Source organism: Acidovorax sp. FG27 (genome assembly GCF_040365715.1).
In the GTDB taxonomy this organism is placed as follows: Bacteria; Pseudomonadota; Gammaproteobacteria; order Burkholderiales; family Burkholderiaceae_C; genus Paracidovorax.
On sequence record NZ_BAABVY010000012.1, the window covers coordinates 393,074 to 406,315 of the forward strand.

Sequence of the window (13,242 nt, forward strand, 5' to 3'; positions counted from 1 at the left end):
GGCCGCCACACCATGAGCCAGATGCGCCTCTACTACTACCGCGTGCTGCTGCCGCACGGCGCCCTCAAGCAGGGGCTGCTGCAGCTCATGGTGGAGCGCGACCATTCCGCGCGCCTGCGCATCGAGCAGGAAACGGAAGGCACCGTGCTCACGCTGCGGCGCCTGCCGGGCTGGATGCTTGACGCCGGCTCCGCCCTGCGCCGCCTGGGCGGGCGCGGCGTGCGGCTGGAAGACCTGGCCGGCCTGCTGCGCGACCTGAGCCTGATGCTGGGCGCGGGCGTGCCCGCCATCGAGGCGCTGCGCACGCTGGTGGAAGAGGGCGGCCAGACCGGCAACCATGCGGCCGGCCGCGTCGCCAGGCGCCTGGCGGACGACCTGTCCAAGGGCATTCCGATGGCGGCGGCCTTCGCGCGCCAGCCCGACGTGTTCCCCGAGACCGTGCGCAACCTGGTGGACATCGGCGACCAGACCGGCACGCTCGACCGCATGCTGGCCGAGAGCGCGGCGCACGTGGAGCGGGTGGTGTCGATCCGCCGCGACATCCGCACCGCGATGATCTACCCGCTGTTCGTCTTCGGCACCATCTTCGCCGTGGCGGGCTTCTGGATCTACTACGTCGTGCCGAACATGTCACGGCTCTTTCGGCAGCTCAACGTCAAGCAGCCGCCGCTCACCGAGGCGCTGGTGCGCTTTTCCAACGCGGTGGTGGACCATGCCCTGGTCACCTTCCTGCTGGTGGCGGCGCTGGCGGCGCTCATCGCCTACCTGTTCCTGCGGGTGCCGAAGGTGCGGGTGGCCTGGCACGAGCTGCTGCACCGCCTGCCCATCACGCGGGTGCTGATGACGGCCTCCGGCATGGCGCACCTCACCGAGCACCTGGCCATCCTGGTGCGCGCGGGGCTGGACTTCGTCTCCAGTCTCGACATCCTGGAGCGCTCCACCCGCGATCGCTACTACCGCCGCCGGCTGCGCCGCGTGCGCGAAGCGGTGGCGCGCGGCGAGCGCATCTCGCAGGCCATGCGGCGCGTGGGCGGCTTTCCGCCCATGGCGGTGCGCATGATCGCCGTGGGCGAGGAATCGGGGAGCCTGGACGACCAGCTCGAACACCTGGCGGTGGAATACCGCAAGCGGCTGGACACGCTGGTCAAGTCGCTCTCGGAGATCATCAAGCCGGCCGTGATCCTGCTGGCCGGCGCGCTGTTCCTGTTCCTCATCGTCGCGCTGCTGCTGCCGGTCTACGACCTGGTGCAGCAGTCGGTGCAGCAGTCGCTGGGAGGCCGTTGATGCACCCCCGCAGTGGCCTCTCCGCCAGCTTCCATATCGCCACCGCCCTGCGCCAGCGCGGTCTGGCGTTGCTGGAGGTGACCCTGCTCACGCTGGTCGTGGCGGGAGCCTTGGCGGCCGGGCTGATCGCGCTCAAGAGCCGCCAGGCGTCGAACGCGGCCCAGGCCGAGCTGGCCGCGCTGACGCAGGCCGACAGCTATCTGCAGGGCTTCGTCGCCGGGCGCGGCCGCCTGCCGTGCCCCGACACCGACGGCGACGGCTTCGAGAACTGCAACGGCACGCAAAAGGGCAAGCTCCCCTACCGCACGCTGGGGCTGGAGGGCAGCACGGCGGCTGCGGGCGTGGGCTCTCTGGCTTACTTGGTGCAGATGAGCGCGGCCAACCTCACCGCCATCGAGGCCGCCACCTTCGAGCCGGTTGCCTGGAGCGATCCCAACTACAACGGCCGCCGCAACCTGGCGACGCTGGGCACCGCCGACTTCTGTCAGGCGCTGATCAACGCCGCGGCGGTGACTCCCGCCGTGGGCCAGGCCCACGTGGGCGACGTGGCCGCCGGCGGCTATCCCGTCGCCTACGCCCTGGCGCACCCCGGCCTGCGCCAGGCCGGCACCACGGCGGCGGGCGGCTTCGACGGGCTCAATGGCTCGGGCGCCAACGCCATGGAGCTGCCCGAGACGGGCGGGCTGCTGGGCAGCTACGACGACCGTGTGGTCGTGCGCACCTACCAGGGGCTGGGCCAGTCGCTGGACTGCGACCGCTGGCGCAAGGCGCTCGACACCCTCTCGCTCGCCACCGCGGTGATCGAGGAAGTGGAATCCCAACGCACGTCGATCACGCTGTCCGCCGGCGTGCTGACCACCATCAGCGGCATCAAGGCCATCGTCTTCGGCATCAAGACCTATGGCGCCGCATCGAGCCTCGGCGTGGCGACGACCGGCCTGGGCACCGCCAGCGCCTTGCTCGCCAGTGCCATTGCCTCTTGCGCCGTGCTGGTCGGCTGCTTCGAGATTCCGCACGCGGCCGCTTCCGTGGCCGCCTTTGCCGTGGCCGTGGGCGCGGCGGTGGCGGCCATCGCGCTCAATGTTGCGGGCGCCGTCGCCTCCGTGGTCGCGTTCGGCATCACTACGGCTGCTGCCGTCGCGGCCGGCAACCAGGTCGGCGCCAACACCATCGACCTGAGCAGTGCCCGCACCAGCGCCAAGGCCAGCTGGGACCAGGCCGTTATCGACACCGGCAAGGCCAAGACAGCGCTGGACCAGAACGCCGCCGCTCTGACCAACGCCAGCACCGACAAGGACGCCCGCTGGAATAGCCTGATCGCCGCTTCCCACGCCATCGTGGCCCGGGCCAACAGCCTGAACCAGCCCAACGCAGGCACGCTGGCCCAGGACATGCTGGACAACGAATTCGTCTCGGTGCGCGACAAGGTCGATGCCTGGAAGCTGGCGGAGGAAAGCCTGCGCGCCGCCGAGGCCGACCTGAAGCTCGCGCAGGACAGCGCCAAGAACAACAACGCGAACGCCTCCGCCGGCACGGCTTCGGCCATCAAGGCCATCCAGGACAAGCTGGGCACGGAGAGCGACCCCGCCAAGCGCGCGCAGCTCGCGGAGCAGCTACGGACCGAGACCGACCCTGCCAAACGCGCGGCGCTGCAGGCACAACTGGGCACGGAAAGCGATCCCCAGAAACGCAAGGAACTGCAGGACGCGCTGGACACGCTGACGACAGGCCGGTCGGCCAGCACGAACGCGGCCATCAAGGCGCTCGAAGACCAGTTGGCCACGGAAACCGATCCCGCCAAGCGCGCCGATCTGCAGGCCAGCATAGCCCGGCTGAAGGCGCCGCAGAGCACGTCCAGCAACGCCGATCAGATCGCGCAGCTCAAGCAGCAGATCGACGGCATCGCCGCCCAGATCGCCCAGATGGACGCGCGGATCGCGGCCCTGCCGGTGGGCAGCGCGGAGCGCGCCGACCTGATCGCCCAGCGCGATGCGCTGAGGGCCCAGAGCGCCGACCTGACGCAGCAGTTGAAGGTCATTTCACTCACCGTGGCCGAGGCGCAGGCGAACATGGATGCGGCCAAGGGCGTGGTCAGTACCGCCAAGCAGGCCTTCGAGACGGCCTATGCGCACGCCATCAACCAGTTCAAGCCGGAGAGCAAGCGGCTGCCCTATGCCCGGTGCCGGGACGAGAAGATCGAGCCACCGCCCAAGGACCCGCCCTTGACCCGGCAGGTGTGCGAGACGAACTACCTCGATGGACTGAACGTCTACGTGGGTTCCGATGGTCCCGATGCCATCTCGCCCAAGGTGTATGGCCTCTTCAACATCAATTTCACGCAGTTCTACTGGGGCCCTTTCAGCCCCTATCCGCAATGGATGACGGGGGCCAAGGGCGCGTACTTCACGTGGTGGGACTACAAGCAGCGTACGGCGCAGTTGCAGTTGCGCTACGACGACGCGGTGACGAAGGAAGCAAGCGCGAAGAGTTCCTATGAAACCTTGCTCAACATGAGCGCCACCTCGGCGGGTGGCAGCGGCACCAACGCCATCTGGGGCGCGCCCCTGGACATGCTCAAGCAGATCGAGCAGAACGGAGCGATCCGATGAAACGCCAATCGGCAGGTTTTTCCTTGCTGGAACTGACCTTGGGCCTGGCCGTGACCGGGATGGTCGGCCTTGCCGCCTGGCAGCTGATACCGGCCAGCCGCTCGGTGGCGACTGGCGATACCCCCGCCCAGCAGCTGCGCACGGCGCAGGACGCGGTGGAAGGCTTCGCCCTGCGCCGCAGCCGCCTGCCGTGCCCGGCCACTGCGGGGGGCGACGGCCAGGAGCAATGCGGCACGGCGCGCGTCGGCGAGCTGCCCTGGCGCACGCTGGGCGTGCCGCGCGGCGACACGCCGCTGCGCTACGGTGTCTATCGATCGACAGCTGCCGACCTGCTGGTGGCGAGCAACACCTACGTGCCCTACCTGCCGATCATCGCCGTGCTGCCCGCCGGTTACTCGGCCGTGCAGATCAACGGGCTGGATCTGTGCCAGTCGCTGCGCACGGCGGCCGCGTCGCCGTCGGTGTCGCCCGATGGGCTGGACGCGGGCGGCGTGCCCGTCGCCTATGCGCTGGCGCATCCGGGCGCGAACCGCCAGTTCGACGGCGGCAACGTGGGCACGGCGTTCGCCCTGCCCAATCAGGCCAGCACCACGGGGTTCGACGACCGCACCGTCGCGACCGGGCTGGGCGAACTGGCCAGCCGGCTGAACTGTCCTGTGCGGCTGGCCGAGGCCTCGGGCAGCGCCCGCTCGGCCTTTGCCGCCTACGATCTCGACCGTGACGCGGAGATGTTCCTGCAGTTCCGCAGGTTCGCCTACGACGTGCGCGTCACCAACCGCAAGCTGGCCGAATCGGCGCTGGGCCTGGCCACGGCAGACCTGGCCATCGCCATCGGCTCCAGTGCCAGCGCCATCTCGCTGGCCGCCAACAGCCTCGGGGTGGAAACGGGGCTGGTCGTCGCGGCCGTGCTGGGGGTCACCGCCGCCACGGGCGGGGTGGTGGCCGCTTCCGTGCTGCTGGTGCAGGCGCAGGCCGACGAAGCGCTGGCGGGCCGCCAGGCCGCCTCCGCCCAGACCGTGCGCAACCAGTACAGCGTGGACTATCAGGCGGCCTTCGCTGCCGCGGCTGCTTCGGACCGCAAGGGGCTGATTCCATGAGCACCCTGACACGCATGATGGGCGCGCTGCGTATCCGCGCCCGGCAAAACCAGCGCGGTTTCTCCCTGGTGGAGCTGGCCGTGGTGCTATTGGTGCTGGGCCTGCTGGCGCTGGCCTTCGTCGCCTACTGGCGCAGCGCCACCGAGCAGAAGACGCAAGCGGCCGAGCGCGAACTGATGGGCGCGGTGGAGCGCGCGCTCGTCGGCTTCGCCCAGGCCCATTCGCGGCTGCCATGCCCTGCGGCCGATGGCAGTGGCGAGGAGAGCTGCGCGAGCGGCCAGGTCGGCTTCGTACCCTGGCGCACTCTGGGCGTGGCCGACGACGGCGCGCGGCGCATGCGTTATGGCGTCTACCGGGCCGCCGCCCCCGCCGCCACCCCCTGGCTGGACATGGACCTCGCCGTCCGAGCCGACCGGCTGATTCCGAAATTCACCGTCGGCCTGCCGCCGGTATTGCCGCAACAGCCGCAGCTGACCGAGATGTTGGGCGCGGCCAACCTGCTGGACTTCTGCCATGCCGTGAACCGCGCAGCCACCACCACGCCGGTGGACGGCGCGGCGCTGGCCGTGCGCGACGTGCCGGGCGGCGACCGCCGGGCGGTGGCCGCGGTGCTGGCCATGCCGGGATTGCGGGATGCCGACGGCAACGGAGGTGGCGGTTTCGACGGTGCGCAAGGCACCGCCAGCGCGACCGATCCCACTTTCGATGCCGCCAACCGGCCGCGCTCTGCGGGTTATGACGACCAGGTCGTCGCCGTCTCGTTCGATGCGCTCTTCGCGCAACTGGGCTGCGGCAAGGCGCTGTCGGCCATCAGCCATTCGCATGTGGCTGCCGCCACGTCGGCGGTCTTCATGCAGCAGGGCCTGATCAATTACCACCGCCAGATGGAGATCAACAAGATGATCGCCGACGGCGGTGTGGCGCAGGCTGCCGCCAGCATCGCAGGGGCGGCCGCCGGCCTGGCGGACGCCATCGCCAACGTAGCCATCGCCACCGGCTTCACCGTGCTGAGCTACGGCTCCACCGGTGCGCTGCTGGCGCCGGCCGTGGCCTCCATTGCCTTCAACACGCTGGCGGTGGCCTCCGCCGCCGGCACCATGGCCCAGGCCGTGGCAGTGCAGACCGAAGCCGCCAGCCGGGTCACCCGGGCGGCGGAACTGGTCACCACCACTGCCACACTGGCCACATCCATCAAGAGCAACGCCGTCGCGGCGGACACCCGGGGTTTCTGACACCATGCCCAACACTCCGAACACTGCCGCCACCGGCTTTTCCCCGCGCCCATCGTGGCCTCGTCGGCCCACCGCCCGGGGCTTCACCCTGGTCGAGATGTCCGTCGTGCTGGTCGTCATCGGCCTCATCATCGGCGCCGTGGCCGTGGGGCGCGACCTGCAGCGCAACGCGAGCTACCAGCGCATCGCCTCCAATTTCGTGCAGGGCTGGCTGATGGCGTACGACGCCTACGCCACGGGCACCGGCATCGTGCCGGGCGACTCCGCCACGGCGCCCACGGGGCTGGTCAACGGCAACACGACGGCGCTCTGCGGCGCCGCCCTGCTCAACACCTTCCTGGCCGCCGGCATCCGCCTGCCCGAGGGCCGCACCGAGGGCCAGGCCGACCGCTACGCCTACCTCGACTCCAACGGCAACCCACAGGAAGTGCAGGTGTGCTTCCAGAACGTGACCTGGGCCGAGCCCGGCGCCTCGGTGGGCACCTACGTGGCGCGCCAGCGCAACGTGATGGTGCTGCGCCAGCTCACCCCCGCGCTGGCCACGCTGGTCGACTCGCAGGTCGACGGCAGCGCCGACGCCCGCTTCGGCCGCATGCGCGAAGACAGCCAGGCCGGCCTTACGGCGGTGGTGGCCAACGTGCCCTGGAGCGTGGACGAGCGCATGGCCATCGGCAGCAACACCCCCACGGCACTGGACGAGAGCCAGGTGGCGGTGGTCAACGGCTGGGTGCTGATGAGCCGCTGAAAGGCTGGGTTTTTCTGGTCAAAATGGCCGCTGGCGCTTGATGCGCCTGGGCCTGCTGCTATCAAATCAATAGTTTCAGGCTGGCCTGCGCCCCGGCATCAGGCGCCGTGCTGCAGGGCGGTGGATGCCGCCTCCACCTGCACCACGCAGTCGTAGAACGTGGGCGCCGCGCCCAGGTCGGTCAGCGCCTGGCCGGTGAGCTCGTTCACGTTGGTGCCGTTCACGCCGAACTTGCGCCACCAGATGCCCAGGCCGTTGACCACGCCCGGCCGGGCGCGCTGGCTGACGGCGGCGTGGCATTCGTAGCTGCCGCGGTCGTTGAACACGCGCACCAGGGCGCCGTCGGCGATGCCGCGCGGGCCCGCATCCTCGGGGTGGATCTCCAGCACCGGCTGGGTCTCGATGTGGCGCAGGCTCTTCACGTTCACGAAGGTGGAATTGAGAAAGTTGCGCGCCGGCGGCGAGATCATCGCCAGCGGGTAGGCGGACGACATGCCCGGCCGCTCGCGGTTGGGCAGGTGGTCGGGCAGCGGGTCCAGGCCCTGCGCCGACAGGCGTTCGCTGTGGAATTCGCACCGGCCCGAGGGCGTGGGAAAGCCGCCCTCGGCATAGGGCGCGTTGGGCACGGGCAGGCTGGCGAAGCCCTGGTCCAGCAGCTGCTGGAAGTCCACGTGGCTGCCGTACGCCTGGCGGCACAGGTCTTCGTCGCTGTCGGCGAAGCAGGCATCCCGCAGCCCCATGCGCGCGGCCAGGTCGCGGAAGACCTGCGTGTTGGGCCGGGCCTGGCCCACAGGCGCGATGGCCGGGCGGTTGAGCAGCACGTCGGTGTGGCCGTAGGAGACGTGCACGTCCCAGTGTTCCAGCTGCGTGGTGGCGGGCAGCACGTAGTCGGCGTAGTCGGCCGTGTCGGTCTGGAAGTGCTCCAGCACCACGGTGAACAGGTCTTCGCGCCCGAAGCCGGCCACCACCTTGGCCGATTCGGGCGCCACCGCCACCGGGTTGCTGTTGTAGACCACCAGGGCCTCGATGCGCGGGCCGAAGTCGGCCGACGCGGGCCGCAGCAGGTCGTCGCCGATGGTGGACATGTTCACCGTGCGCGGCGTGATGCCGCCGGGCACCAGGTCGGGCCGCTGCAGCGCGGCGCGCTGGATGGGGAACATGCCGGAACTGGACATCAGCAGCCCACCGGCGCGGTGCCGCCAGGCGCCCACCAGCGCGGGCAGGCAGGCGACGGCGCGGGTGGCGTTGCCGCCGCCGCGCACGCGCTGCATGCCGTAGTTGAGCCGGATGGCGGCCGGGCTGGTGGTGCCGTAGTCGCGCGCCAGGCGGCGGATCTGCTCCACCGGCAGACCGCAGACCTCGGCGGCGCGCTCGGGCGGCCATTCCAGGGCGCGGGCGCGCAGGCCCTCCCAGCCCAGGGTGTGGCGGGCGATGTAGTCGTGGTCCAGCCAGTCGTTGGCGATGAGCTCGTGCATCAGCGCCAGCGCCAGGGCGCCGTCGGTGCCGGGCAGCAGCTGCAGGTGCTCGTGGCACTTGTCGGCCGTCTCGCTCTTGCGCGGGTCGATGCACACCAGCCGGGCGCCGTCCCTCTTGGCCTGCTGGGCGTAGCGCCAGAAGTGCAGGTTGCTACCGATGGAGTTGCTGCCCCAGATGAGGATGAGCTTGGATTCCGCGAACCATTCCACCTTCATGCCCACCTTGCCGCCGAGGGTCTGCGTCAGGCCCTCGCCGCCCGCCGACGCGCAGATGGTGCGGCCCAGCAGCGAAGCGCCCAGGCGGTGGAAGAAGCGCCGGTCCATGCTTTCGCCCTGCACCAGGCCCATGGTGCCGGCGTAGCTGTAGGGCAGGATGGCCTGCGGGTCGCGGGCGGCGATGGCGCCCAGGCGCTGCGCGATGTCGTCCAGGGCCTCGTCCCAGGTGACCGGCGTGAACCGCCCGCTGCCCTTGGGGCCGCTGCGCTTCAGGGGCATGAGCAGGCGTTCCGGGTGGTGGGTGCGCTCGGCGTACTTGGACACCTTGGCGCACAGCACGCCGTCGGTGTGGCCGTGGGCCGGGTTGCCCTGCACGCGGATGGCGACGCCGTTCTCCACGGTGGTCAGCAGGGCGCAGGTGTCGGGGCAGTCGTGCGGGCAGGCGCCGCGCACCTGGTGCGTGGCGGGCAGGGAGGCAGTGGCGTCGGGCATCGCGGTCAAGGTGGGGAAAGGACGTGGAAGGATTGTGAACGCTCGTTAAACTCGCCGCGTCGGGGAGGCCGTATCGGTGGCGGCGGCGATCGGCCGCGGGCGCCATTCGGTGAGCAGTAAAACCATCGCAATCGGGGGATTTCATCATGAAGCACAAGCCGCTGTGGGACCGCAGGCAGTTTTCCATCGGCATCGGGACGGCTGCACTGGCCGGCTTTCCGGCCGTGCGCGCGCAGGGCGATTCGCCCCTGGTGCTGGGCCAGTCGTGCGCCCTGTCCGGCCCGTCGGGCCAGCTGGGCACGCAGTACCAGCTGGGCGCCAAGCTGTGCTTCGACCAGCACAACGCCCAGTCCGGGCGCCGCCCGATCGAGCTGCGCACCCTGGACGACGGCTACGAGCCCGAGCGCTGCGCCGCCAACACCCGCAGGTTCATCGCCGAGGACGTGTTCGCGCTCTTTGGCTACGTGGGCACGCCCACCAGCCTGGCGGCGCTGCCCCTGGCCACGCAGGCGCGGCTGCCCTTCTTCGCCCCGCTCACGGGCGCGGAGTCGCTGCGCCAGCCCTTCAACCGGCTGGTGTTCCATGTGCGCGCCTCGTACAACGACGAAACCGCGCTGATCACGCGCCAACTCACCAACCTCAACCTGCGCAAGATCGCCGTGTTGCACCAGAACGATGCCTACGGCCGCGCGGGGCTGGACGGCATGACCCGCGCACTGGCCGAGCAGCAGCTGGCCCCCGTAGCGCAAGCCACGGTGGAGCGCAATTCGGTCGACGTGGATGCCGCCGTGAAGACGCTGGTGGCGGCCATGCCCGAGGCCATGGTCATGGTGTGCACCTACGCGGCGGCGGCCGCGTTCATTCGCGCCGCGCGCAAGGCCGGCTACGGCGGCACCTTCTACAACCTGTCGTTCGTGGGCACCAAGGCGCTGTCCGATGCGCTGGGCAAGGAAGCCGCGGGCGTGGTGGTGTCGCAGGTCGTGCCGTCGCCTTTCCAGACCACGCGGCAGATCACCCGCGAGTTCCAGGAAGCGCTCAAGAAGGACGGCAAGGTGCAGGCCAACTATTCCAGCCTGGAGGGCTACCTGGCCGCCCGCGTGTTCACCGACGCGCTGCGCCGCGCGGGCGACCGTCCCACCCGCGAGTCGCTCGTCACAGCGCTCGAGGGCATGCCGTCGCAAGGCGTGGGGGGCTTCGCGCTGGCCTACGGGCCGGGCAGCCACGCGGGCTCGCGCTTCGTCGAGATGTCCATGCTGACCGGCGATGGGCGGGTGCGCGTCTGAGCTTCCAGGGATTCAAAGGCGACTGGGGGCCGGGCGGCGTGCCGTGGGCCCGGGCCGGCGCTGGCCCGGTGCGTGCTTGTCTGTTTGCCTGCCGTCCGCGCCGGTACGAATAACCCCGCATGGCATGCAGCCGGCCCGGCGCCTAGACTCGACGCTTCAAGCCAAGGAACATCGCCCATGAAAGTCATCGACTCCATCGTCACCGAAGCGGCCTCCATCGCGGCGCTGCGGCGCGACATCCACGCCCACCCCGAGCTGTGCTTCCAGGAAGTGCGCACTGCCGACCTGGTGGCCGCCAAGCTGACCGAGTGGGGCATTCCCATCCACCGCGGCATGGGCACGACCGGCGTGGTGGGCATCGTGCACGGACGCGACGGCGGCGCCTCGGGCCACGGCATCGGACTCAGGGCCGACATCGACGCGCTGCCCATCACCGAATTCAACACCTTCGCGCATGCCAGCAAGCACGCCGGCAAGATGCACGCCTGCGGCCACGACGGCCACACCGCCATGCTGCTGGCGGCGGCGCAGCACTTCGCCAGACACCGCGATTTCGACGGCACCGTGTACCTCATCTTCCAGCCGGCGGAAGAGGGCGGCGGCGGCGCGCGCGAGATGATCAAGGACGGCCTGTTCGAGCAGTTCCCCATGCAGGCCGTATTCGGCATGCACAACTGGCCCGGCATGAAGGCCGGCCAGTTCGCCGTCAGCCCCGGCCCGGTGATGGCCTCCAGCAACGAATTCAAGATCACCATCCGCGGCAAGGGCAGCCATGCCGCCATGCCGCACATGGGCATCGACCCGGTGCCGGTCGCCTGCCTGATGGTGCAGACCTTCCAGAACATCATCAGCCGCAACAAGAAGCCGGTGGACGCGGGCGTGATCTCGGTCACCATGATCCACACCGGCGAAGCCACCAACGTGGTGCCCGACAGCTGCGAGCTGCAGGGCACGGTGCGCACCTTCAGCATCGAAGTGCTCGACATGATCGAGCGCCGCATGAAGCAGGTGGCCGAGCACACCTGCGCGGCGCACGACGCCACCTGCGAGTTCGAATTCGTGCGCAACTACCCGCCCACGGTCAACTCGCCCGCCGAGGCCGAGTTCGCCCGCAAGGTGATGCAGGGCATCGTGGGCGAGGGCAACGTGGTCCCGCAGGAGCCCACCATGGGCGCGGAGGACTTCGCCTTCATGCTCCAGGCCAAGCCGGGCGCCTATTGCTTCATCGCCAACGGCGACGGCGACCACCGGGCCATGGGCCATGGCGGCGGCCCTTGCACCCTGCACAACCCGAGCTACGACTTCAACGACGACCTGATCCCGCTGGGAGGCACCTTCTGGGTGCAGCTGGCGCAAGAGTGGCTGGCCGCGAGAAAGGGCTGAATCCCCGTATCCGGCGTCGCGCAGGCGACAGCCAACGAAGGGGCGGTGGCGCAGGGCGCTACCGCCCTTTTTTCATCGGGCCTTCATAAAGATTCGCGCTTTCCGGCATGCGGCACCCACCCCTGCGATCAGGGATGGATTTTTCGAGCCGCCCCTCCAACAATGGGAACAACATGTAAACCGAGCCGGTGAGACGACGGCAGAGTGGCCGGGTGTCGACGGGAGGCGCACAGGGTGGGAGCCTGAAAGTGATGGGTGCCTGCCCGATGCAGGTTCCCCGCTGGCAGGGACAACGGAGAGGACGCCCATGACCCAGGTTCCGCCCCGCGCGACGCTTGCTCGCCGGCTCACCGCGATCAACATCGCCCTCCTGCTGCTGCTGGCGGCGATGACGGTCGCCATCTGGCTGATGATGGGTCGGCTCATCAGCGACGCGGAGATCGTGCGCTCCTCCAACGTGCCGCAGCTGCAGCGCATCGCGGCCATGGAGCTGAACGTCACCCGCGTCTCGCTGCAGGTGCGCCATGCCATCCTGGCGCGCAACCCGCAGGAGCTGGACGCGACCCTGGCCGACATCGCCGAAAAGCGCCAGCTGCTGCAGAGCACGCTCCAGTCCCTGGGCGAGAGCATGACGTCGGACGAGGGCCGCCGCGCCTACGCGCCGCTGCCCGGGCTGCTGCAGGCCTTCTGGACCGCCGGCGAGCGCAACCTCCAGCTCATCCGCGAAGGCCGCAAGGACGACGCCTTCGCCTACCTCGTCTCCGACACCATCCCGGCGCGCAACCGGCTGCTCGCGCCCCTGGGCGCCGAGAAGGACCGGCAGGGCGAGCGCCTGTCCGCCCGCATCAACGAGGTGAAGGAACTGGCCGGCGACAACCGCGCGCTGACTGCCGCCGCCATGCTGCTGCTGGCCGCCTGCCTCGTGGGCCTGGCGCTCTACCTGCGCTCGGTGGTGCGGCAGCTGGGCGGCGACCCGTCGCAGCTGCGGCATGCGGCCAATGCGGTCGCGGCCGGCGACCTGGCCGCCCGCATGCCGCTGCGCCCGGGCGACAGCGCCAGCATCATGGCCGCCATGTCGGCGATGAGCGGGCAGCTGTCGGAGGTGGTGCGCACGGTGCGCACCAGCGCGCACGGCGTGTCGGGCGCCAGCAGCGAGATCGATGCGGGCAACCACGATCTGTCCGTGCGCACCGAGCGGCAGGCCGCTGCGCTGCAGCAGACCGCCGCGTCGATGGAGCAGATGGGCTCCACCGTGCGCCAGAACGCCGACACCGCCCGCCGCGCCAACGAGCTGGCGCGCAACGCGTCGCAGGTGGCCGAGCAGGGCGGCGCGGTGGTGTCCGAAGTAGTGCAGACCATGCGCGGCATCCAGGACAGCAGCAACCGCATCGGCGAGATCATCGGCGTGATCGACGGCATCGCGTTC

The 13,242-nt window shown here is 70.1% G+C and carries 9 protein-coding genes; 8 read left to right on the plus strand and 1 reads right to left on the minus strand.

What is annotated here, in order from left to right:
- Positions 1 to 12 precede the first annotated feature (12 nt).
- Genes ABWV53_RS17750 through ABWV53_RS17770 form a run of 5 tightly spaced genes read left to right on the plus strand, consistent with a single transcriptional unit; the run spans position 13 to position 6,967 of the window.
- A complete protein-coding gene (locus ABWV53_RS17750; RefSeq protein ID WP_353367461.1) occupies positions 13 to 1,284 on the plus strand; it encodes a type II secretion system F family protein in 1,272 nt (423 codons plus the stop codon).
- Positions 1,284 to 3,893 (plus strand): coiled-coil domain-containing protein, encoded by a 2,610-nt coding sequence (locus ABWV53_RS17755; protein WP_353367462.1) that lies wholly within the window; start codon positions 1,284 to 1,286, stop codon positions 3,891 to 3,893. The genes ABWV53_RS17750 and ABWV53_RS17755 overlap by 1 nt, the downstream gene beginning before the upstream one ends.
- On the plus strand, positions 3,890 to 4,990 hold the full coding sequence (locus ABWV53_RS17760; protein ID WP_353367463.1) for a PulJ/GspJ family protein: 1,101 nt from the start codon (positions 3,890 to 3,892) through the stop codon (positions 4,988 to 4,990). The genes ABWV53_RS17755 and ABWV53_RS17760 overlap by 4 nt, the downstream gene beginning before the upstream one ends.
- Positions 4,987 to 6,222 carry a prepilin-type N-terminal cleavage/methylation domain-containing protein gene (locus tag ABWV53_RS17765; protein ID WP_353367464.1) on the plus strand — a complete coding sequence of 412 codons (1,236 nt, stop codon included), beginning with the start codon at positions 4,987 to 4,989 and terminating at the stop codon, positions 6,220 to 6,222. The genes ABWV53_RS17760 and ABWV53_RS17765 overlap by 4 nt, the downstream gene beginning before the upstream one ends.
- Positions 6,223 to 6,226: 4 nt before the next feature.
- Positions 6,227 to 6,967, plus strand: a complete 741-nt coding sequence (locus tag ABWV53_RS17770; RefSeq protein ID WP_353367465.1) for a type II secretion system protein — start codon at positions 6,227 to 6,229, stop codon at positions 6,965 to 6,967.
- 98 nt (positions 6,968 to 7,065) lie between these two features.
- Here ABWV53_RS17770 and ABWV53_RS17775 read toward each other — a convergent pair whose 3' ends face one another.
- Positions 7,066 to 9,150 (minus strand): molybdopterin-containing oxidoreductase family protein, encoded by a 2,085-nt coding sequence (locus tag ABWV53_RS17775; protein WP_353367466.1) that lies wholly within the window; start codon positions 9,148 to 9,150, stop codon positions 7,066 to 7,068.
- A gap of 146 nt (positions 9,151 to 9,296) precedes the next feature.
- Here ABWV53_RS17775 and ABWV53_RS17780 point away from each other — a divergent pair, with 146 nt between their 5' ends.
- The 3 genes from ABWV53_RS17780 to ABWV53_RS17790 form a co-directional block, all read left to right on the plus strand.
- Positions 9,297 to 10,433: an ABC transporter substrate-binding protein gene (locus ABWV53_RS17780; RefSeq protein ID WP_353367467.1), complete on the plus strand. Its 1,137-nt coding sequence runs from the start codon at positions 9,297 to 9,299 to the stop codon at positions 10,431 to 10,433.
- Between the two features lie 177 nt (positions 10,434 to 10,610).
- Positions 10,611 to 11,816 carry a M20 aminoacylase family protein gene (locus ABWV53_RS17785; protein ID WP_353367468.1) on the plus strand — a complete coding sequence of 402 codons (1,206 nt, stop codon included), beginning with the start codon at positions 10,611 to 10,613 and terminating at the stop codon, positions 11,814 to 11,816.
- Positions 11,817 to 12,123: 307 nt separating this feature from the next.
- Positions 12,124 to 13,242, plus strand: a 1,119-nt coding sequence (locus tag ABWV53_RS17790; protein WP_353367469.1) for a methyl-accepting chemotaxis protein, incomplete at its 3' end; no start/stop codon positions are given.

What these genes read in the sequence shown, in the direction of transcription:
- ABWV53_RS17750 (WP_353367461.1), top strand. Translation starts at nt 13, where the DNA reads ATGAGCCAGATGCGCCTCTACTACTACCGCGTGCTGCTGCCGCACGGC.
- ABWV53_RS17755 (WP_353367462.1), top strand. Translation starts at nt 1,284, where the DNA reads ATGCACCCCCGCAGTGGCCTCTCCGCCAGCTTCCATATCGCCACCGCC.
- ABWV53_RS17760 (WP_353367463.1), top strand. Translation starts at nt 3,890, where the DNA reads ATGAAACGCCAATCGGCAGGTTTTTCCTTGCTGGAACTGACCTTGGGC.
- ABWV53_RS17765 (WP_353367464.1), top strand. Translation starts at nt 4,987, where the DNA reads ATGAGCACCCTGACACGCATGATGGGCGCGCTGCGTATCCGCGCCCGG.
- ABWV53_RS17770 (WP_353367465.1), top strand. Translation starts at nt 6,227, where the DNA reads ATGCCCAACACTCCGAACACTGCCGCCACCGGCTTTTCCCCGCGCCCA.
- ABWV53_RS17775 (WP_353367466.1), bottom strand. Translation starts at nt 9,150, where the DNA reads ATGCCCGACGCCACTGCCTCCCTGCCCGCCACGCACCAGGTGCGCGGC.
- ABWV53_RS17780 (WP_353367467.1), top strand. Translation starts at nt 9,297, where the DNA reads ATGAAGCACAAGCCGCTGTGGGACCGCAGGCAGTTTTCCATCGGCATC.
- ABWV53_RS17785 (WP_353367468.1), top strand. Translation starts at nt 10,611, where the DNA reads ATGAAAGTCATCGACTCCATCGTCACCGAAGCGGCCTCCATCGCGGCG.